Source organism: Burkholderia sp. WP42, assembly GCF_000745665.1.
GTDB lineage: Bacteria > Pseudomonadota > Gammaproteobacteria > Burkholderiales > Burkholderiaceae > Burkholderia > Burkholderia vietnamiensis.
The window spans coordinates 79,692-100,360 of the sequence record NZ_KN050725.1 but is presented as its reverse complement, the minus strand read 5'-3'; the positions used below and the strand labels follow the sequence as shown (position 1 = coordinate 100,360).

General features: G+C 67.9%; 21 protein-coding genes. 4 read left to right on the top strand and 17 right to left on the bottom strand.

Annotated elements, in window-relative coordinates:
* Positions 1 to 131: 131 nt before the first annotated feature.
* The 12 genes from EX20_RS26940 to EX20_RS26885 all read right to left on the bottom strand — a co-directional run bounded on the left by EX20_RS26940 (position 132) and on the right by EX20_RS26885 (position 11,679).
* A complete protein-coding gene (locus EX20_RS26940; RefSeq protein ID WP_034195324.1) occupies positions 132 to 968 on the bottom strand; it encodes an aspartate/glutamate racemase family protein in 837 nt (278 codons plus the stop codon).
* A gap of 10 nt (positions 969 to 978) precedes the next feature.
* Complete coding sequence (locus tag EX20_RS26935) at positions 979 to 2,463, bottom strand: NCS1 family nucleobase:cation symporter-1 (protein ID WP_034195323.1); 1,485 nt, start codon at positions 2,461 to 2,463, stop codon at positions 979 to 981.
* Positions 2,464 to 2,612: 149 nt separating this feature from the next.
* A complete protein-coding gene (locus EX20_RS26930) occupies positions 2,613 to 3,317 on the bottom strand; it encodes a GntR family transcriptional regulator (protein ID WP_011885112.1) in 705 nt (234 codons plus the stop codon).
* 308 nt (positions 3,318 to 3,625) lie between these two features.
* Entirely contained in the window at positions 3,626 to 4,564 is a 939-nt protein-coding gene (gene ldcA, locus EX20_RS26925) for a muramoyltetrapeptide carboxypeptidase (RefSeq protein ID WP_011885113.1), read from the bottom strand.
* A 109-nt stretch (positions 4,565 to 4,673) separates the two neighbouring features.
* Entirely contained in the window at positions 4,674 to 5,267 is a 594-nt protein-coding gene (gene tadA, locus EX20_RS26920) for a tRNA adenosine(34) deaminase TadA (protein WP_011885114.1), read from the bottom strand.
* On the bottom strand, positions 5,264 to 5,665 hold the full coding sequence (locus EX20_RS26915) for a DnaJ family domain-containing protein (RefSeq protein WP_034195322.1): 402 nt from the start codon (positions 5,663 to 5,665) through the stop codon (positions 5,264 to 5,266). The genes tadA and EX20_RS26915 overlap by 4 nt, the downstream gene beginning before the upstream one ends.
* Before the next feature lie 300 nt (positions 5,666 to 5,965).
* Positions 5,966 to 7,585 (bottom strand): glutamine-hydrolyzing GMP synthase, encoded by a 1,620-nt coding sequence (gene guaA, locus EX20_RS26910; RefSeq protein WP_034195321.1) that lies wholly within the window; start codon positions 7,583 to 7,585, stop codon positions 5,966 to 5,968.
* Positions 7,586 to 7,692: 107 nt separating this feature from the next.
* Positions 7,693 to 8,310 carry a hypothetical protein gene (locus EX20_RS26905; RefSeq protein WP_034195320.1) on the bottom strand — a complete coding sequence of 206 codons (618 nt, stop codon included), beginning with the start codon at positions 8,308 to 8,310 and terminating at the stop codon, positions 7,693 to 7,695.
* Positions 8,311 to 8,316: 6 nt separating this feature from the next.
* Positions 8,317 to 9,777 carry an IMP dehydrogenase gene (gene guaB / locus EX20_RS26900; RefSeq protein ID WP_011885118.1) on the bottom strand — a complete coding sequence of 487 codons (1,461 nt, stop codon included), beginning with the start codon at positions 9,775 to 9,777 and terminating at the stop codon, positions 8,317 to 8,319.
* 51 nt (positions 9,778 to 9,828) lie between these two features.
* Positions 9,829 to 10,053 (bottom strand): hypothetical protein, encoded by a 225-nt coding sequence (locus tag EX20_RS26895; protein ID WP_034195319.1) that lies wholly within the window; start codon positions 10,051 to 10,053, stop codon positions 9,829 to 9,831.
* 18 nt (positions 10,054 to 10,071) lie between these two features.
* Positions 10,072 to 10,899 carry a DUF2182 domain-containing protein gene (locus EX20_RS26890; protein WP_034195318.1) on the bottom strand — a complete coding sequence of 276 codons (828 nt, stop codon included), beginning with the start codon at positions 10,897 to 10,899 and terminating at the stop codon, positions 10,072 to 10,074.
* A 15-nt stretch (positions 10,900 to 10,914) separates the two neighbouring features.
* A complete protein-coding gene (locus EX20_RS26885) occupies positions 10,915 to 11,679 on the bottom strand; it encodes a DUF899 domain-containing protein (RefSeq protein ID WP_011885120.1) in 765 nt (254 codons plus the stop codon).
* A gap of 112 nt (positions 11,680 to 11,791) precedes the next feature.
* On the opposite strand from EX20_RS26885, the gene EX20_RS26880 reads away from it, so the two are divergent.
* The 3 genes from EX20_RS26880 (at position 11,792) to EX20_RS26870 (ending at position 14,839) form a co-directional block, all read left to right on the top strand.
* The gene (locus EX20_RS26880) at positions 11,792 to 13,012 is read left to right on the top strand and encodes a hypothetical protein (RefSeq protein WP_011885121.1); all 1,221 of its coding nucleotides are present in this window, start codon (positions 11,792 to 11,794) and stop codon (positions 13,010 to 13,012) included.
* 30 nt (positions 13,013 to 13,042) lie between these two features.
* Positions 13,043 to 13,729, top strand: a complete 687-nt coding sequence (locus tag EX20_RS26875; protein ID WP_034195317.1) for a Vgb family protein — start codon at positions 13,043 to 13,045, stop codon at positions 13,727 to 13,729.
* Positions 13,730 to 13,855: 126 nt separating this feature from the next.
* Positions 13,856 to 14,839 carry a DMT family transporter gene (locus EX20_RS26870; RefSeq protein ID WP_034195316.1) on the top strand — a complete coding sequence of 328 codons (984 nt, stop codon included), beginning with the start codon at positions 13,856 to 13,858 and terminating at the stop codon, positions 14,837 to 14,839.
* Positions 14,840 to 14,924: 85 nt separating this feature from the next.
* Here the strand turns inward: EX20_RS26870 and EX20_RS26865 are convergent, their stop codons facing one another.
* Both EX20_RS26865 and EX20_RS26860 read right to left on the bottom strand, forming a co-directional pair.
* Positions 14,925 to 15,248, bottom strand: coding sequence for an RnfH family protein (locus EX20_RS26865; protein ID WP_011885124.1), 324 nt, complete (start codon positions 15,246 to 15,248; stop codon positions 14,925 to 14,927).
* 4 nt (positions 15,249 to 15,252) lie between these two features.
* Positions 15,253 to 15,690 carry a type II toxin-antitoxin system RatA family toxin gene (locus EX20_RS26860; RefSeq protein WP_011885125.1) on the bottom strand — a complete coding sequence of 146 codons (438 nt, stop codon included), beginning with the start codon at positions 15,688 to 15,690 and terminating at the stop codon, positions 15,253 to 15,255.
* Between the two features lie 98 nt (positions 15,691 to 15,788).
* Between EX20_RS26860 and smpB the strand changes: the two genes are divergently transcribed.
* Entirely contained in the window at positions 15,789 to 16,235 is a 447-nt protein-coding gene (smpB, locus tag EX20_RS26855; RefSeq protein WP_006478511.1) for an SsrA-binding protein SmpB, read from the top strand.
* Positions 16,236 to 16,454: 219 nt separating this feature from the next.
* Here the strand turns inward: smpB and EX20_RS26850 are convergent, their stop codons facing one another.
* The 3 genes from EX20_RS26850 to ppsA all read right to left on the bottom strand — a co-directional run bounded on the left by EX20_RS26850 (position 16,455) and on the right by ppsA (position 20,464).
* Positions 16,455 to 17,390, bottom strand: coding sequence for an SPFH domain-containing protein (locus EX20_RS26850; protein ID WP_011885126.1), 936 nt, complete (start codon positions 17,388 to 17,390; stop codon positions 16,455 to 16,457).
* Positions 17,391 to 17,423: 33 nt separating this feature from the next.
* Positions 17,424 to 17,858: an NfeD family protein gene (locus EX20_RS26845; protein WP_011885127.1), complete on the bottom strand. Its 435-nt coding sequence runs from the start codon at positions 17,856 to 17,858 to the stop codon at positions 17,424 to 17,426.
* Positions 17,859 to 18,064: 206 nt separating this feature from the next.
* A complete protein-coding gene (ppsA, locus tag EX20_RS26840) occupies positions 18,065 to 20,464 on the bottom strand; it encodes a phosphoenolpyruvate synthase (RefSeq protein ID WP_034195315.1) in 2,400 nt (799 codons plus the stop codon).
* Positions 20,465 to 20,669 lie beyond the last annotated feature (205 nt).

Sequence of the window (20,669 nt, the reverse complement as noted above, 5' to 3'; positions counted from 1 at the left end):
AGCTCGCTGAAATGGTGGGTTCGCATCGGCCCGCACGGGGCCCGAAGGCCGGCCGCGCGGGCCGATACGACGACGGCCCAGTGTAGCGAAAAGGTCGGGACGCGCCCATACAGCGGCGCAGATAGTGCAGGTCAGACCGCGTGTATGTGCGGTTGCGGCAAACCGGCGTCGGGCGCCGACGCAACGCTGCCGCTGCGCGCGCCCGCGCTTGCCGGCGCAGCCGCCGACGCGTCGTCCGGCGGGCTGAAGCGCGCGAATTCGCCGTCGTAGCGCTTCGGCAGCGGCCGCGCATAATCGCCGCGCTTCGCGGTCGCGAGGCGCAGCGACACCAGCGCCTCGGCCCACTTCACGGCCGCCGTGACACCCTCGATCACCGGCGCGCCGATCTGCTGCTCGATCTCGTGCGCGAACTCGGCCATCCCGGCGCAGCCGAGCACGATCGCATCGGCGCCGTCCTCGTCGAGCGCCCGCCGGCATTCGTCGACGATGATGCGCCGCGCCGCCGAACCGGGCCGGTCGAGCTCGAGCACCGCGACGTCGGTCGCGCGCACGTTGCGGCAGAAGCGCTTCATCCCGTAGCGCTCGGCGAGATGCCAGGCCATCCCGCAGGTGCGCGCGAGCGTCGTGACGACCGAGAAGCCCGGCGCGAGCACGCTCGCCGCATGCATCGCCGCCTCGGCGATTCCGATCACCGGGCCGCGCGCCAATTCGCGCGCCGCGTACAGCCCCGGATCGCCGAAGCACGCGATCACGTACGCGTCGCAGCCGTCGCGTTCGCCTTGCGCGATCTCGGCGAGCAGCCCCGGCGTCGCCAGCGCCTCGTCGTAATAGCCTTCGATCGACGGCGGCCCCATCGGCGGGCTCACCGCGACGATCTCCGTACCGGCGGCCGCGATCTCGCGCGCGCAACGGCCCATCGCGTCGGTCATGCGCTGCGTCGTGTTCGGGTTGATCAGCTTGATCTTCATCTCGCGCTCCTCACGCGTTCGTGCTCACGAGCAACCGGTAGAACGCGAAGCCGAGCCCCGCGCCGATGAACCACGAGAAATTCGCGGCGGCCTCCCAGCCCGGCACCATCACGCACACGACCGCAATCACCGCGGCCGGCAGCAGCGCGGCGAGCGCGCGACGGTTCACGCCGCCGGTGTACCAGTACGCGCCGCGCTCCGACATCGTGTACAGATCGTCGCGCACCAGCCGGCCGCGCTTGACGAGGTAGAAGTCGGCGATCAGCACGCCGTACAGCGGGCCGATGAACGCGCCGAGCACATCGAGCGTGTAATGGATCACGGCCGGGTTTTTGAACAGGTTCCACGGCGTGATGAAGATCGACGCGACGGCCGCGAGCATCCCGCCTGCGCGCCAGCTGATCAGCCGCGGCGCGACGTTCGAGAAATCGAACGCGGGCGACACGAAGTTCGCGACGATGTTGATACCGATCGTCGCGATCGTAAACGTCAGCGCGCCGAGGATCACCGCGGTCGGATGATCGATGCGGCCGACCGTCGCGACCGGGTCGGTGATCAGCTCTCCGAACACCGGCAGCGTCGCGGCCGTGGTGACTACCGTGACGAGCGAGAACGCGAGGAAGTTGACCGGCAGCCCCCAGAAGTTGCCGCGCTTGACGTCGCCGAACGAGCGGCAGTAACGCGAGAAGTCGCCGAAATTGAGCATCGGCCCGGAGAAATACGACACGACGAGCGACACGGCCGTGATCATCACCGGAATCACCTGCGCGCCGTGATACTTGACGCCGCCGAGATTGATGCCGATGTTGCGCCAGCCCGCACGCCACACCATGTAGCCGGCGAGGATGAACATCACGACGTAGACGGCCGGCCCCGCGAAGTCGATGAACTTCTTGATCGTCTCCATCCCGTTCCAGAACACGAACGCCTGCAGCACCCACAGCAGCATGAAGCCGGCCCAGCCGACGGCCGACAGCCCGAGGAAGCCGTAGCGATGAACGTCCGCGTACGGCATCCATTGCGGGAAGAACTTCAGCACGACGATCACCAGCGCGCTCGACGCGAGATAGGTCTGGATGCCGTACCACGCGATCGCGATCAGCCCGCGGATCACGGCCGGCACGTTGGCGCCCAGCACGCCGAACGTCGCGCGGCACGCGACCGGATACGGCACGCCGATCTGCTGGCTCGGTCGCGCGATCAGGTTGCACAGCCGGTTCACGATCGTGATGCCGACGATCAGCGCGATCAGCACCTGCCAGCTCGTCAGCCCGAGTGCGAACAGGCTGCCGGCAAACACGTAGCCGCCGACGCTGTGCACGTCGGACATCCAGAACGCGAAGATGTTGTACGCGCCCCACGTCTGGTTCTTCAGTGGTGCCAAATCTTCGTTGTACAAACGCTCGCTGTAACCGTCCGGCAAGGCCGGATCGCCGCCCTCGCCGCCTTGTTCCGCCGGATATGCGCTGTCGTGCGCCACACTGAACTGAGCCATGACTTCTCCTTGACGCGGCCGTGCGGCCGCTCCACCGTCATCGATATCGCTCCGGGTCGTCGCCCGGAGTCGGACTGGCGGCCGGCGGCGCTGACCGCCGGCCTGCATTGCTCTCGTCGTGTGGCGCGCGGGCCGGTTCGCGTCGCCGCTCAGGCGCCGCCGAACACTTCGCGCAAATCGACCTGCCCTTGCGCGGGCCGGTCCAGCATCTTCAGTTCGACATGCTGCAGGTGGTGCGCCATCAGCGTCACCGCCCGCTTCGAATCGCCCGCTTCCAGCGCGGCCAGGATCCCGTCGTGGTCGTCGCACGAGCACGGGCTGCGACCGTGCGACTCGTACAGCGCCGACATCAGCGTCGAGCGCGCGACGAGCCCGTCGAGGCATTCGCACAGCGTCGCGTTGCCCGTGAGCGCGGCGAGCGCCGTATGGAATTCGCCCGACAGGCGGATCCACGCGGCGAAATCGTGACGCTCGAACGCGCGACGCTCCTTGTCGATCAGCGCGGCGACGCCCTTCAACCGTTTCGCGCCCGGCCCCGTCGCGAGCCGCTCGACGACGGCCAGCTCGATGATGCGGCGCATCTCGAACACCTCGTGCACGTCCTGCAGCGTCGGGCTCGCAACGAAGGCGCCGCGGTTCGGCTCGAGATCGACGAGCTTGTCGGCCGCGAGCTGCGACAGCGCCTGGCGGATCGTCCCGCGCTTCACGCCGAACACGTCGCACAGCTGCGCCTCCGTCAGCTTCGCGCCGGGCGCGAGCCGATGCTCGAGGATCGCGGTGCGGATCCGCTCGGCGATCGCTTCGGGGCCGGCGGCGCCGGACGCAGGGATATCGGGCTCGTTCATGTTCTGCATCGTGTGATGGTCCTCATCCTAGGACGGACATAAAGATTGTCAACAATTCTTTTCCCTGAATTCGCACAATCGGCGTGCATCCGGGTGTGCCAGAGCAGTGCGCGGCGCACGAAACCCGCACACGGCAAGGCCGCAACGACCATCCATGGCAGCTTACGGCGTTTACCCTGCCGGGAATTTTGTCGACAAAACTGGTGCATGCAACGGCGCGAATGTGCTTCGTGTCGTCGAAAATTAGCGACGGTTAGTTGCGCGTCTACTTAAAGAAAAAGGCGGGAGACCCGCCTTTCGAGGTTAGCGATCGGCCGTCAGCCGAGATGCGGATAGTCGGACAGCGTGAGCCGGAAGCCGTGCGCGTTCGCGACGAGTTCGGCGTGTGCGCCGAACGGCAGCGTCAATAGATCGGGCACGTGGCCGAACTGCAAGCCCGTGACGACCGGGATGCCGATCACCGAGCGCACCTGCTCGATCATGGCCTCCATGTCGTAGCCGTTGTCGTATTCGAACGGCCGCGCGCCCGTGAACTGCCCGATCACGAGCGCCTGCTGGCGCGCGAGCAGCCCGGACAGATGCAGCTGATAGATCATCCGTTCGATCCGGAACGGCTGCTCGTTGACGTCCTCGATGAATAGGATGCCGCCTTCGATGTCCGGCATGTACGGCGTGCCGACCAGCGACGACAGGATCGCGAGATTGCCGCCCCACAGCGTGCCCGCCGCGGTCACGGCCTGCACCTGCGGCACGTCGGCGACGATCGTCGTGCTCGGCTGCGACAGCGTCTGCCAGAAGTGCTGCATCGTGAAGTCGCTCGGCGTTTCGGCGCCGAAATCCGCCGACAGCATCGGGCCGCCGAAGGTCTTGATGCGCGCCTTCGCGTACAGCGCGAGCTGGATCGCGGTGAAGTCGCTATGGCCGACCAGCGCGATAGGCTGATCGCGCAGGCGGCGCTCGAGCCCGCGATAGTCGAGCCCGTGGAGGATGCGCGCGGCGCCGTAGCCGCCGCGCACCGCGAGCGCGATGTCGGGCAGCGCCCGCTGCGGATCGGCGAGGCGGTTCAGGTCGCCGGCGCGTTCGCCGTCGGTGCCGCCGAAGCGCTGAAAGCGGCGCTGCGTCGCCTCGATGTTCTCGATGCGCTGCTGGGCGCTACTCAAACGCTCGAGCGCGCGATTGATCGCGTCGGGATCATGCGGATAACCGGACGGCGCAAGCAGGCGAATGGTATAGGACGCGGCGGGCTGGAAGGACATGGCGGGAGGAGTCGGGTCGTCAAACACTGCTTAGAGGGCCTGGATCGTTGACGGTTCAGCGATCACGCGCGGAGGCCGCGGCCGGCGCAGCGCGCGCGGCGCGCGGCGGTCATGCCGCGCCCGATTCGGCGTCGCGGGCGAGCCGCGCTTCGCGCACCGCGCGGCGGCGCTCCGCGAAGAACGACTTCAGCGCGGCGCCGCATTCGTCGGCGAGCACGCCGCCGGTCACTTCGGTGTGGTGGTTCAGCTGGGGATTCGCGAATGCGTCGATCACGCTGCCGCAGGCGCCCGTCTTGGGGTCGGCCGCGCCGTAGACCACGCGTGCGATGCGCGCGTGCATGATCGCGCCCGCGCACATCAGACAAGGCTCGAGCGTCACGTACAACTCGCAGCCGGGCATCCGGTAATTCTGCAGATGCTGGGCCGCCATCCGCAGCGCGGCCATTTCCGCGTGGGCCGACGGGTCGTGCCCGCCGATCGGATGGTTGAAGCCGCGTGCGATCACTTCGTCGCCGCGCACGAGCACCGCGCCGACCGGCACTTCGCCCGCGGCGCGCGCCTCTTCGGCCGCGGCCTGCGCGAGCCGCATGAAATGCAGGTCGCGCGCAGACGCGGGCGCGGGCTCGATCGTGGGCTCGGATACGGGGGAATCGGCAGCGCCGACGGATTCCGGGGCCGCGTCGTGCAGCGCGTCTGCGCTCACATCGACCCCGCTTCGGCGGGCGCTTCGTCGAGCCCGCGTTCGCACAGACGCTCGGCGATGCGACGGCAATAGTCGCGCGGCATCACCATCGGACCGCCGCGCAGCGATTCCAGCGCCATGTCGAGCGCGAGGATCTTCGCCTGAAGCCGGCAACGTGCGGCACGATCGCCGACCGCCTGCAGTTCGTCCTGCAGGTTGCGCAGCGCGCGCAATTGCTCGACGGCCGGCGGCACGAAGCCGGCGTTCTTCAGGATACGGTTGGCCACCCGGACCTCCTCGGGGACGAGGAGGTCGTCATCCAGCGCCTGCGGCGCGCCGGTACCGGGCAAATCGTCAAACTCGCCCCGCGCGGCGGCGGCGGCGATGCGTTGTTCGACCAGTGCGTCAAGCAATCTCATTAGTCAATCGGAACAAATGCGGCAGCCGAATTCTAGCAGGGTGACGTGCATATGACAGGCTCTTCGAAGACCTGCTCGATATTGTCTTTTTAGGGGCCGAATCGGCGCGCATGTGTGAAGATCGGGGCGACTTGGGGCTGTGCTGCGCCGCGGCGGGCTGGGCGGGGGTTTGGCTGGTTCGGAGTGGGTATGTCGTGGTACGCGGCGCCCGGCACGAAAAAAAGCCCGGCAGGCTTCCCTGCCGGGCGCTCGCATCCTCCGATGCCGCGATCCGCTACCGGGGCGCACCCCGGCGCCGCATCACTCCCACTCAATCGTCGCCGGCGGCTTCCCCGAGATGTCGTACACCACACGGTTGATCCCGCGCACCTCGTTGATGATCCGGTTCGACGCACGGCCGAGCAGCGCGTACGGCAGATGCGCCCAGTGTGCGGTCATGAAGTCGGTCGTCTGCACCGCGCGCAACGACGTCACGTAGTCGTACGTGCGGCCGTCGCCCATCACGCCGACCGACTTCACCGGCAGGAACACCGCGAACGCCTGGCTCGTCAGGTCGTACCAGCTCTTGCCGACGTCGGCTTCGCCGCACAGGCCGGCTGCCGCGTCCTGCGCGGTGGCGGTCGTGCCGCGCAGCTCCTCGATGAAGATCGCATCCGCGCGACGCAGCAGCTCCGCATATTCGCGCTTCACTTCGCCGAGAATCCGCACGCCGAGGCCCGGGCCCGGGAACGGATGGCGGTACACCATCTCCGGCGGCAGGCCGAGCGCGACGCCCAGCTCGCGCACTTCGTCCTTGAACAGGTCGCGCAGCGGCTCGAGCAGCTTCAGGCCGAGCGTTTCCGGCAGCCCGCCGACGTTGTGGTGGCTCTTGATCGTCGTCGCCTTCTTCGTCTTCGTTCCGCCCGATTCGACCACGTCCGGATAGATCGTGCCCTGCGCAAGCCACTTCGCCTTCGACAGCTTCTGCGCCTCAGCCTGGAACACCTCGACGAACTCGCGACCGATGATCTTGCGCTTCTGCTCCGGATCGGTCACACCGGCCAGATGGCCGAGGAACTGTTCCGATGCGTCGACGTGCACGACCTTCGCGTGCAGGCGGCCCTCGAACATGTCGAGCACCATCTTGCCTTCGTTCAGGCGCAGCAAGCCGTGATCGACGAACACGCAGGTCAGCTGGTCGCCGATCGCGCGATGGATCAGCGCCGCCGCGACGCTCGAATCGACGCCGCCCGACAGGCCGAGAATCACTTCCTCGTCACCGACCTGCTCGCGGATCTTCGCGACCGCTTCCTCGATGTGGTTCTTCATGATCCAGTCGGGCTTCGCGCCGGCGATATGCAGCACGAAGCGCTCGATGATCTGGCGGCCCTTCACCGTGTGCGTGACTTCCGGATGGAACTGCACCGCGTAGTAGCCGCGCGCCTCGTCGGCCATGCCGGCGATCGGGCAGCTCGGCGTCGACGCCATCAGCGTGAAGCCCGGCGGCAGCTCGGCCACCTTGTCGCCGTGGCTCATCCAGACCTTCAGCATCCCGTGGCCTTCGGCCGTCTTGAAATCGTCGATGCCGTCGAGCAGGCGCGTATGACCATGCGCGCGCATTTCCGCATAGCCGAATTCGCGATGGTCGCTCCACTCGACCTTGCCGCCGAGCTGCACGGCCATCGTCTGCATGCCGTAGCAGATGCCGAGCACCGGCACGCCGAGGTCCCACACGGCCTGCGGCGCGCGCAGCTGGTGGTCTTCGTAGGTGCTGGCGTGGCTGCCCGACAGGATCACCGCCTTCGGCGCGAACTCGCGAACGAACGCGTCGGACACGTCGTTCGGATGGATCTCGCAGTAGACGTGCGCTTCGCGCACGCGGCGCGCGATCAGTTGGGTGACTTGCGAACCGAAGTCGAGAATCAGGATTTTGTCGTGCATGGCTGCGGACGGGATGAAGATGATAAGAAAAGCAGCGCACGAAGCGCTGCGTCAATAGCATGGACGGAGGCGTCGGGCGGGCGGCGGCTCGCGCGACGCATCGCCGGTCAATCCTGCGCCGGCGGGCGGGCGTCGAACGCGACGCTGCCGGACGAACGGGCCGCTGCCGCGGCATCGGCTGCTGCTGCCGGTGCGACAGGCGCTGCCGGTGCTGCCGGTGCTGCCGGACGCGCGACGCTCGGCTCGACCCGCGGCTGCGGCACGACGACCGGCGCCGGCTCGGCCGGACGCTGCGCGCCGCGGGCCTCGAGCGCCAGCGCCTTGTCGCGCCGCCGCACGGCCGCGGCGAGCCGCACGCCGCCGAGGCCGAGCACGATCAGCGCGACCCCGGCCGCGACCGACAGCACGCGGCCGGCCGCCGCGATCGCCGGGCCGTTGCCGGTGCCGAGCGACCACACGACCGCAAGCACGCCGATCAGCCAGTTCACATGGCCGACCGCCCGCGCGACGGGCGCCGTGAGTTCACCGTTGACCGCCGCATGAAACGCGAGCCACGCGAGCCCGAGCAGCGCGATGCCGAACGCTTGGCCGAGCATCGCCGGCTGGACGTTCGCGAGCTGCAGCGCATTGAACAGCGCCTGCCACGGCGTCAGCACGAACAACGTGCCGAACGCGAGCAGCAGCACGGCGTCGACGATCAGCACGGCTCGCAGCAGCGGTTTCATCGGCGCTCAGTCCACGTGATAGTTCGGCGCTTCCTTCGTGATCTGCACGTCGTGCACGTGCGACTCGCGCATGCCCGCCGCGGTGATCTGGACGAATTCCGCCTTCTCGTGCAGCTCGTCGATCGTGCGGCAGCCGCAGTAGCCCATGCTCGCGCGCACGCCGCCGACCAGCTGGAACAGGATCGCGTTGACCGAGCCCTTGTACGCGACGCGGCCTTCGATGCCTTCCGGCACGAGCTTGTCGATGTTCGCCGAGTTGTCCTGGAAGTAGCGGTCCGCCGCGCCGTCCTTCATCGCGCCGACCGAACCCATGCCGCGGTACGACTTGTACTGGCGGCCCTGGTACAGGAACACGTCGCCCGGCGACTCTTCGGTGCCGGCGAACATGCTGCCCATCATCACCGCATTCGCGCCGGCCGCGAGGGCCTTCGACACGTCGCCCGAGAACCGCACGCCGCCGTCGGCGATGCACGGCACGCCGGTGCCCTTCAGCGCCTCGGCGACGTTCGCGATCGCGCTGATCTGCGGCACGCCGACACCCGCGACGATCCGCGTCGTGCAGATCGAGCCTGGGCCGATACCGACCTTGACGGCGTCCGCACCGTATTCGACGAGTGCCTTCGCGGCAGCCGCGGTCGCGATGTTGCCGCCGATCACCTCGACGTGCGGGAAGTTCTGCTTGACCCAGCGCACGCGCTCGAGCACGCCCTTGCTGTGACCGTGCGCGGTATCGACGACGATCACGTCTACGCCCGCCTGCACCAGCAGCTCGACGCGCTCTTCGTTGTCGGGGCCGACGCCGACCGCCGCGCCTGCGCGCAGCTTGCCGTGCTCGTCCTTGCACGCGTCCGGATGCTCGGTCTGCTTCGTGATGTCCTTGACGGTCATCAGGCCGCGCAGTTCGAACGCGTCGTTGACGACCAGCACGCGCTCGAGGCGGTGGCTGTGCATCAGCGCCTTCGCTTCGGCGAGCGGCGTGCCTTCCTTGACCGTGACGAGACGCTCGCGCGGCGTCATGATCGACTTGACCGGCTCGTCCAGGCGCGATTCGAAACGCAGGTCACGGTTCGTGACGATGCCCACGAGCTGCGGGCCTTCGACGACCGGGAAACCCGAGATGCCATGCTGGCGCGACAACGCGATCACGTCGCGCACCTTCATCTGCGGCGGAACGGTGATCGGGTCGCGGACGACACCCGATTCGAAACGCTTGACCTTCGCGACCTCGCGGGCCTGCTCGGCCGGCGTCAGGTTCTTGTGGACGATCCCCACGCCACCCTGCTGCGCCATCGCGATCGCGAGGCGACCTTCGGTGACCGTGTCCATCGCGGCGGACACGAGCGGCATGTTCAGGGAGATGTTGCGGGTCAGCTTGGTTTTCAGGCTGGTGTCGCGCGGGAGAACGTCGGAGAAGGCGGGAACGAGGAGCACGTCATCGAAAGTGAGTGCTTTTTGGATCAGACGCATGGCAAATCCTATGGGCGCAAAAGCGAATTATACGCGAAGCGCCGCGGATTTTCACAACACGAACAACGGGTTAGCCGTTCGGGAGCGTTCGGGGGCCGAATCGTTCGGATCGCCGTTCGGTTCGTTTTCGATCGCCTTTCGTTTCACCCGGCGCTCGCAGCATTCGCGCAGGCAGGGCGAAGCGGCCGGAATCGGCCCGCGCGCGACGAAGTGGCGCGGCGGCGCCGCACTGCTTGCAGCGAGCCGCCAGTCGGCTTCGATATGCAGCGGCGGCACCCAGCGCCCGACGCGCGGCTACGCCAGCGCAGCCACCGCACGCACGACCATCACCGCACCCGCGCCGAGCGCCACGCCGCCGACGACGCGCGCCACGCACGCGCCGCCAGGCGCGAGCCGTTCGGCGGCGATCGCGGCCGTCACGATCGTCATCACGCGCAGATCCATCATGCCGGCTGCGACGGCCGCGCCCATCAGATTGCCGCAGCACGCGGCACAGCGCACGCCGGCCCGCAGGCCGTACAGCCATGCAGCGCCCACGCCGGCTCGCGGGCCGTCGTCGTCCGCCGCGGCCATGTGCCGGCAGCAGGCAAGCCGGCGCCGCTTCCAGCCGGAAAACTGCAGCACGCCGGCAGCGAACACGACCGCACCGGCCGCCACCGGCATCGCGGCGGCGAGCGCGGGCGGCCGCGCGGCCGCGGCCGCCAGCCCGGCACCCACGGGAAACACCATCGCGCCAAGCACGAGCCATACGCCGAGATACCCGGCACCCGCCACCACGACGCGCCATCCCGCGCGCGCATCGCCCGACGCGCCCATCCGGCGGCGATACCGCCACAGCTCGGGCGCCAGCACCGGCAGCATCATCGTCGCCGTCATCGCCGCCCACATGCCGACGAACTCGCCGAACGCCCTGCCCGGCCGCCATCCGCACGATCCGCCCCACGCGGCCGACAGCGTCCAGCCGCCGGCCATCGGCGTGCCGCCCATCGCGTCCATCGACGCATGCAGCGCCAGCGTCGCCCACAGCGCCGCGGCGAATGCGGCCGCGAGCGCCGCGCAGAACGCGCGGTCCGCGCTGCGCGGGGCAACGGAGTGCCGGCCCGATCGAGTCGCGCGACGCATCGCCCGCCTCCGCGCTCAATCGCGCGCGTATTCGTCGTGACGGCGCCACCACACGCCCGTCTCGTTGCGGCCGAGCGGCGCGCGGTCGAGCCACGCGTACATGCCCCACAGCGCATCGAGCCCGCGCGCATAGGTCGAATACGTGTGATAGACGACGCCGTCCTCGCGCACGAACGCGCTCATCCCCGGGCGGTCGCGCGCATACGTCGCGGCATCGGTGCCGCAGGTCGCGGCGAACTGCGCGACCGCGGCCGGCGGCGGATCCACGTCCATCGCGTGAGCGGCGCGCGCATAGTTGTATTCGACGTCGCCGGTGCGCTGCTGCGCTTCGGTGAACGACACGTTGAAGTCGAAATTGAACGCGCCGCCTTCCGACGACGCCCACGGAAACCGCCAGCCCATGCGCTGCCGGTACGCCAGCAGCTTCGCGAGCGGCGCGCGCGACACCGCCGCGAGCGTCACGTCGTGGTTCGCGAGATGGACGGCGAAACCGTCGAAGCCATCGGCGAGCGCCGAGCACGACGGGCAGCCGGCCTTGTAGTCGGGGCCGAACATGAAGTGATAGACGAGCAGCTGCGAACGGCCGTCGAACAGATCGTCGAGCGTCGCCGCGCCGTGCTCGGTGTCGAACCGGTAGGTCTTGTCCACGCGCACCCACGGCAGCGCCTCGCGACGCCGTGCGAGCGCGTCGCTATGGCGCGTGAGCGTCTTTTCCGCGTCGAGCAGCGCGCGTCGCGCCGTCAGCCATTCGTCGCGCGTTCCGGTGAGATGGGTCGTCATTGCGGGTTTCTCCTTTCGTCGGGATTCGGGCACGGCGGCTTCGCCGTGTGCGTGGTGCTAGATTAGGGCCCGGGATCGGACGCGAGGGAGTGACAACTGTGTCGGGATTCGCATGGATTCGCTAATCACCGCCGCCGCACGCGCGCTCGCGGCCGGCGACCCGCTCGGCGCGCTGAACCGCGTCGCACTGCGCGGCGACGCGCCCGCGCTCGCGTTGCGCGGCATCGCGCTGGCTCAGCTCGGCGACTTCGAGCGCGCCCGCGCGCTCATGCGCGCGGCGGCGCGCGCGTTCGGCCCGCACGAAGCCGTCGCACGCGCGCGCTGCGTGGTCGCGCAAGCCGAGATCGCGCTGGCGTCGCGCGATCTGCGCTGGCCGTCGCGCGCACTCGACGCCGCATGCGCGACGCTCGACGCGCACGGCGATCGCGCGAACGCGGCCCATGCGCGTTATCTCGGCGTGCGCCGGCTGCTGCTGATCGGACGCGTCGACGACGCCGAGCAGCAACTCGCGCAGCTCGAGCCCGCCGCGCTGCCGCCGGCGTCGCGCGCGGCACACGAACTGATCGCGGCCGGCATCGCGATCCGCCGCATCCGCCCGCACGCGGCGCGCGCCGCGCTGGCCCGTGCGCGCGCGGCCGCGCAACATGCCGGCATCGCCGCACTGAGCGCCGAAGTCGAGACGGCCGCGCGCGCGCTCGATACGCCGGCCGCGCGGCTCATCGCACGCGGGGCATCGCGGCTCGTGCGGCTCGACGAAGTACAGGCGCTGTTCGAGTCGGACGCGCTGGTCGTCGACGCGTGCCGGCATGCCGTGCGCGATGCGCGCGCAAGCGTGTCGCTCGCGCGCCGCCCGGTGCTGTTCACGCTCGCGCGCGTGCTCGGCGAAGCGTGGCCGCGCGACGTGTCGAGGAACGCGCTCGTCGCCGCCGCGTTTCGCGCGAGACACGCGGACGATTCGCATCGCGCGCGCCTGCGCGTCGAGATCGGCCGCCTGCGCGCGATGCTGCGGCCGCTCGCGAAGCTGACCGCCACCGCCGACGGCTTCGCGCTCGAGCCGCTCGGCGCCGCTGACATCGTCGTGCTCGCGCGCGTCGTCGACGATCGCCACGCTGCCGTGCTCGCGCTGCTCGCCGACGGCGACGCATGGTCGAGCTCCGCGTTGGCGCTCGCGCTCGGCGCCAGCCAGCGCACCGTGCAGCGTGCGCTCGAAGCGCTGGCGGCCGCCGGCAAGGTCCAGGCGCTCGGTCGCGGCCGTGCGCGCCGCTGGCTCACGCCCGCGCCGCCCGGATTCGCGACCGCATTGTTACTCCCCGTGGTGCTGCCGGGCGACTAGGATGGGCCTACCCACGACGAGGAGACAGACATGAAACGTTCCACCGCAAGCATCCTGCGCGAATACGGCCCGTTTGCCGGCGTCGACGGCGTGCACGGCGTCACGTTCGACGGGCAGCACGTGTGGTTCGCGTCCGGCGACAAGCTCAATGCGCTCGATCCCGGTGCCGGCACGACGGTGCGCACGCTGGACGTCGCCGCGCATGCGGGCACCGCGTTCGACGGCCGCCACCTGTTCCAGATCGTCGAGGACCGCATCGAAAAGATCGACCGCGACTCGGGCCGCGTGCTCGCGACGATCCCCGCGCCCGGCGGCGGCGCGGATTCCGGGCTCGCCTGGGCCGAAGGCACGCTGTGGGTCGGGCAATACCGCGAGCGCAAGATTCATCAGATCGATCCGCAGTCGGGCGCCGTGCTGCGCACGATCGAATCGAACCGCTTCGTCACCGGCGTGACCTGGGTCGACGGCGAACTGTGGCACGGCACGTGGGAAGCGGACGAAAGCGCGCTGCGACGCGTCGACCCCGGCACCGGACACGTGCTCGAGCAGGTCGACATGCCGGCCGGCGTCGGCGTGTCGGGACTGGAATCCGACGGCCGCGACACGTTCTACTGCGGCGGCGGCAACAGCGGCACGCTGCGCGCGGTGCGCCGCCCCGCGTCGGGGAACGCCGTGCACGACAGCGACGCCGACGCCGACGCAGCAGCCGAACGCTGATACGCCTGCGATCGCACCGCGGCCGCACGCGCACCACGTCCACCCCCCTGTGCAGGAATGAACAAGACGCCTTCGCTTGACCCTCGCTAAGATGCGCGCTCGTCAGTCTTTTGTTCGGAGCAGTCGATGCAGCGCGGTGTAGTGTATGGCGTCCTGGCGGGCGCGTTGTGGGGCATGGTGTTTCTGGTGCCGCGGCTGTTGACCGACTTCTCGCCGCTGCTGCTGAGCGCCGGCCGCTACGCGATGTACGGTCTCGTGTCGTTGGCGGCCGCGCTGCCGGCCGCCCGCTCGCTGCTCGCGCGGCTGACCCGCGAAGACGTCGTGGCGCTCGCGAAGCTCGCGCTGATCGGCAACGTCGCGTACTACATGCTGCTGTCCGGCGCCGTGCATCTGATCGGCATCGGCCCCAGCTCGCTGATCGTCGGCGTGCTGCCCGTGACCGTCACGCTCGCGGGCCTGAGCGACCACGGCGCGGTGCCGCTGCGGCGCCTCGCGGCACCGCTCGCGCTGGTGATCGCGGGCATCGTCTGCATCAACGTCGATCTGTTCACGTCGGCCGCCGCGCATGCGACCACGCTCGGCGAGAAGCTCCTCGGCATCGCCTGCGCCAGCGGCGCGCTGGCGAGCTGGACCTGGTACGCGGTCGCGAACGCGCGCTACCTGCAGCGCCACCATCGCTTCGGCGGCAACGAGTGGTCGGTGCTGTGGGGCGTCGTGACCGGGCTGATCGGCGGCCTGTGCTGGCTCGCGATCCTGGCGCTGCCGGCCGGCACGATACAGGCCGCGCTGCCGGCATCGCGCTGGCAGCTGTTCTGGCTGCTGAATCTCGCGCTGGCGATCGGCGCGTCGTGGCTCGGCAACGGACTCTGGAACGCGGCGTCGAAGCGGCTGCCGCTCACGCTGTCGGGCCAGCTGATCGTGTTCGAAACGGTGTTCGCGATGCTCTATGCGTTCGTCTACGACCACCGGATGCCGCGCGTGCTCGAGATCGCGGCGCTCGCGCTGTTGCTCGCGGGCGTCTACGGGTCGGTGCGTCGGCACGGCGATCCGCATGCAGGCGACAGCACGTGCGAGCACGCCGCGGCGAACGCGAACGTCACGGCTCACTGAACACGTCACTGAACCGGCCGCCGATCGAGCCGGTACGGCCGATGAACAGGAAAGAAAAGAGATGACGCGACGCCGACGCGACGCGTCAGCGCGCGTCCTTGTGCATCCACTTGCGGCCCTCGATCGAGCCTTCGCGGCGGGTCTTGTCGACGCGCCGCTGGCGCGCGAGCTTCGGATCGACGATCAGCGGCCGGTAGATCTCGACACGGTCGTGGTCGGCGAGCGGCGCGTCGAGCGGTGCGAGCTTGCCGAACACGCCGGTTTTCGCCTGCGCGAGATCGATCTCCGGATGCAGCGCGAGCACGCCGCTCGCGTCGATCGCGGCGCGCACGGTCGCGCCCTCGGGCAATGAAACGGGAATCAGCGTCTGGCGGTCCGGCAGCGCGTAGCAGACTTCGATCGACAGCATCGCCTCACCCCTTGCCGTAGCGCTGGTCGGCGCGCTTGACGAACGAATCGACGAAAGTGTTCGCGATGTGGCTGAACACCGGGCCGATGATCTTCTCGAGCAGGATGCTCGAGAACTCGTAGTGCAGCGCGAATTCGATCTTGCACGCATCGGCGCGCAGCGGGATGAACCGCCACGAGCCCGTGAACTTCTTGAACGGGCCGTCGGCGAACTCCATGTCGATCCGGCTCGGACGCTGCTGCGTGTTGCGCGTCGCGAAATGCTGCTTGATGCCCTTGAAGTTGATGTCGATGCGCGCTTCCATCCCGCGGTCGTCCTGGCGGCGAACTTCGACGCCGCCGCACCAGGGCAGGAAATTGGGGTAATCGGCCACGTCGGTGACGAGGTCGAACATCTGTTCCGCCGAGTGACGGATCAATACGGTTTTCTGGACATCTGCCATAAATCGCGCGGCATCGCTTGAAGTGGGAACGCAAGCCGGGCGATTCACGCCCCGCTTTGCTAAAATCGTGATTTTAAACGAGTTGGCCCAATCCTTTCATGAGCATCATCGACAACAGGAAAGCGCACTTCGATTATCACATCGAGGAACGCTATGAAGCCGGGCTCGTGCTCGAGGGCTGGGAAGTCAAGGCGCTGCGCGCCGGGCGCGGCCAGATCAAGGAGGGCTACGTGGTGGTGAAGAACGCCGAGATCTTCCTGATCGGCACCCACATCAGCCCGCTGCCCGAAGCCTCGACGCACATCAAGCCCGATCCGGTCCGCACGCGCAAGCTGCTGCTGCACCGTGAGGAAATCAAGAAATTGATCGGCAAGGTCGAGCAGCGCGGCTACACGCTCGTGCCGCTGAACTTCCACTACAAGGGCGGTCGCGTGAAATGCGACATCGCGCTCGCGAAGGGCAAGAAACTGCACGACAAGCGCGAAACCGAGAAGAAGCGCGACTGGGAGCGCGAAAAGGCGCGCATCATGCGCGCCGGCACGTGACACGCACGCGCTGCCGCAGCAACGAAACGGCCCGCTCGATGCGGGCCGTTTTGCTGTGGGCGGCACAGGCGGATCGGGCGACGCGGCGCGCGTGCAGCACTGCCACGCCGTTGCCGATGGAATTGCACGCCGACGCAGCCACGGCAATGCAGCCGCGCGACGATACGCCGCACGCCGGAAGCCGGCAGCGGCCGACGCCGCTGCAAGCCCCGCGGACGCTCAGCCCCTACCGCCCGCTGCCGGCGTCGCGTTCTTGACGATCGTCAGCGCCGAGGCGATCGCGGTCCCGAGATCCGACAGGTTGGCCGGCACGATCAGCGTATTGCCCTGCTTCGCCAGATTCGAGAATGCGCCGACATACTGCTCGGCCACCTTCAGATTGACCGCATCCATGCCGCCCTGCGACTGAATCGCGTTCGCGATTTTCTGGATCGCCTGCGCGTTCGCGTCGGCCACCGCGAGAATCGCGGCCGCCTCGCCCTGCGCCTGGTTGATCGCCGCCTGCCGCTCGCCTTCTGACTTCTGGATCGCTGCCTCGCGCGCACCCGACGCGAGGTTGATCTGCTCCTGCTTGCGGCCCTCGGATGCCGCGATCAGCGCGCGCTTCTCACGCTCGGCGGTGATCTGCGCCTGCATCGCGTGCAGGATTTCCTTCGGCGGCGTGAGGTCCTTGATCTCGTAGCGCAGCACCTTCACGCCCCAGTTCGCCGCGGCCTGGTCGAGCGCCGACACGATGTTGTGGTTGATGAAGTCGCGTTCCTCGAAGGTCTTGTCGAGTTCGAGCTTGCCGACCACCGAGCGCAGCGTCGTCTGCGCGAGCTGCGTGATCGCGAGCACGAAGTTGCTCGATCCGTACGACGCCTTCATCGGGTCGGTGACCTGGAAGTACAGCACGCCGTCGACCTGCAGCTGCGTGTTGTCGCGCGTGATGCAGACCTGGCTCGGCACGTCGAGCGGAATTTCCTTCAGCACGTGGCGGTAGGCGATCCGGTCGACGAACGGCAGCACGATGTTCAGGCCGGGCGACAGCGTCGCGTGATACCGGCCGAAGCGCTCGAGCACCCACGCATGCTGCTGCGGCACGATCTTCACCGTCTTCGACACGATCACGATGGCGATGACGAGCAGGACGACCCAGACGATCAGCGAATCCATGAAATATTCCCTCCTTGTTTTATCGGTGGACGATCAGCCCGCGGCTTTCGCGACGACGACCAGACAGTTGCCACGCACGGCGCTGACGCGGTACACGTGCGCATCGTCGCGCTCGCCGTTCGCCAGCTCGACGTCCCAGTCGGCGCCGCGATACTGCACGCGCGCGCGGCCGTCATGCCACGCGTCGACCGTAAGGGTCGCGCCGATATCGAGATTGACGTCCGGATTGGTCGACGTGTCGCGCTTCTGCTTGCGCCCGAGCCCCGAGCGGCGCAGCGCGATCATCGCGACGATCGCGACCGCGGCGGCCGCGCCCAGCTGCACGTGCGGCGCGAAGCCGGCGAACTGCAGCAGGCCGCCGGCGAGAAAGCCGAGCGCGATCATCAGCAGATAGAAGGTGCCGGTCAGCAGTTCGGCCACGACCAGCACGCCGACCCCGATCCACCAGAACAGATGCCCCGACATCATTGTGGTCTCCAGAAAAACGCTTGCGCCCCACTACGCACTATATTCGCTGTCGGACCGCGCGTGGCGGTCGGCACCGTCGAGCGATCCGGCGGGCGCAGATAAAAAAACACCCCGGTAGATACCGGGGTGTTTATAGCACGAAGCTTGCATTTTGCCTTCATCGAAAGAGCGGCGGACCGCCCTTTCGATGCAGCGGCGGGCTGCCGTTACTTCCGCTTGGCCAGCGCCTGCCACGTATCGATGATCGTGTCGGGGTTCAGCGAAATCGACACGATGCCTTCGTCGGCCAGCCACTGCGCGAAATCCGGGTGATCGGACGGGCCCTGGCCGCAGATACCGACGTACTTGCCCATCTTGCGGCAGGTGTCGATCGCACGCTTGAGCAGGAACTTGACGGCCGGGTCGCGTTCGTCGAAGTCGACGGCCAGCAGTTCCATGCCCGAGTCGCGATCGAGGCCGAGCGTGAGCTGCGTGAGGTCGTTCGAGCCGATCGAGAAACCGTCGAAGTGCTGCAGGAACTCTTCGGCGAGGATCGCGTTGGTCGGGACTTCACACATCATCACGAGGCGCAGGCCGTTCTCGCCGCGCTTCAGGCCGAACTTCTCGAGCAGGCCGACGACGCGCTCCGCCTGCTTCACGGTACGCACGAACGGCACCATGATCTCGACGTTGGTCAGGCCCATCTCGTCGCGCACACGCTTCAGTGCGCGGCATTCCATCTCGAACGCCTGCGCGAAGTCTTCGGCGATGTAGCGCGATGCGCCGCGGAAGCCCAGCATCGGGTTTTCCTCGTCCGGCTCGTAGCGCGAACCGCCGATCAGCTTCTTGTACTCGTTCGACTTGAAGTCGGACAGACGCACGATCACGGGCTTCGGGTAGAACGCCGCGGCGATCGTCGCGACGCCTTCGGTCAGCTTGTCGACGTAGAACTGGCGCGGCGATGCATGACCGCGCGCGACGCTCTCGACGGCCTTCTTCAGGTCCTGATCGATGTTCGGGTACTCGAGGATCGCCTTCGGGTGCACACCGATGTTGTTGTTGATGATGAACTCGAGGCGCGCGAGACCGACGCCGGCGTTCGGCAGCTGCGAGAAGTCGAACGCGAGTTGCGGGTTGCCGACGTTCATCATGATCTTGACCGGAATTTCCGGCAACTCGCCGCGCTGCACTTCCGTGACTTCCGTCTCGAGCAGCCCGTCGTAGATCTTGCCTTCGTCGCCTTCCGCGCACGACACCGTCACCAGCGCGCCGTCCTTCAGCACGTCGGTCGCGTCGCCGCAGCCGACGACCGCCGGCACGCCCAACTCACGCGCGATGATCGCCGCGTGGCAGGTGCGCCCGCCGCGGTTCGTGACGATCGCCGATGCGCGCTTCATCACCGGCTCCCAGTTCGGGTCGGTCATGTCGGCCACCAGCACGTCGCCAGGTTGCACGCGTTCCATTTCCGACGGGTCCTGAATCACGCGCACGGGGCCCGCGCCGATCTTCTGACCGATCGCGCGGCCCGTCGCCAGCACCTGCGACTGGCCCTTCAGCTTGAAGCGCTGCTCGGCCTTGCCGCTCGCCTGGCTCTTCACCGTTTCCGGACGTGCCTGCAGGATGAAGATCTTGCCGTCGCGACCGTCCTTGCCCCACTCGATGTCCATTGGACGCTGGTAGTGCTTCTCGATGATGACCGCGTACTTCGCGAGCTCGATCACGTCTTCGTCGGTGATCGAATAACGGTTGCGCTGCTCGTGCGACACGTCGACCGTCTTCACGCGGCCCGGTTCGCCGGGTTGCGTGAACTCCATCTTGATCAGCTTCGAGCCGATCGAGCGGCGGATGATCGGGTACCTGTCCTGCGCGAGCGTCGTCTTGAACACGTAGAACTCGTCCGGGTTCACGGCGCCCTGCACGACGGTTTCGCCGAGGCCGTAGCTCGACGTGATGAACACGGCGTCCTTGAAGCCCGATTCGGTGTCGATCGTGAACATCACGCCGGCCGCGCCGACGTCCGAACGCACCATGCGCTGCACGCCTGCCGACAGTGCGACCTCGGCGTGCGTGAAGCCCTTGTGCACGCGATACGAGATCGCGCGGTCGTTGTACAGCGACGCGAACACGTGCTTCATGCGATCGAGCACGTCGTCGATGCCGACGACGTTCAGATACGACTCCTGCTGGCCGGCGAACGATGCGTCGGGCAGGTCTTCCGCGGTCGCGGACGAGCGCACGGCGAACGACAGTTCGGCCGGCGAGCCGCTCTTCAGGATTTCGAACTGCGCGCGGATTTCCTGCTCGAGACGCGCCTGCAGCGGTGCGTCGACGATCCATTTACGGATTTCGGCGCCTGCTTCGGCGAGCGCCTTCACGTCGTCGATGTCGAGCGACTCGAGACGCTTGGCGATGCGATCGGTCAGATCGTTGTGCTTGAGGAAATCGCGGAATGCGAGCGCGGTCGTGGCAAAGCCGGTGGGGACGCGAACGCCTGCCTCGGAAAGCTGGCTGATCATCTCGCCGAGCGACGCGTTCTTGCCGCCCACGATCTCCACATCGGTCATCCGCAACTGCTCGAACGGGATTACATACGCCTGGTCCTTTGCGACGTTTGCTGCGTTAGTCATACAAGCCCCTAAGTGTGAAAAAAATGCTCGATTGCGCAAGTGGGCTCGAACGCGGGCGCTTGCAAAAAGGCGCGGCGCGTCTTGCGCAACCTGTTGGAGAAACAATCGCAGCGGTGGAAATCTTCCGACCCTCGATGTGCAAAAACCCGGCAGAAAGGCGACGTATGCAGACGAATCGCCGAACTTGCCGGGAATTTTGGATGGC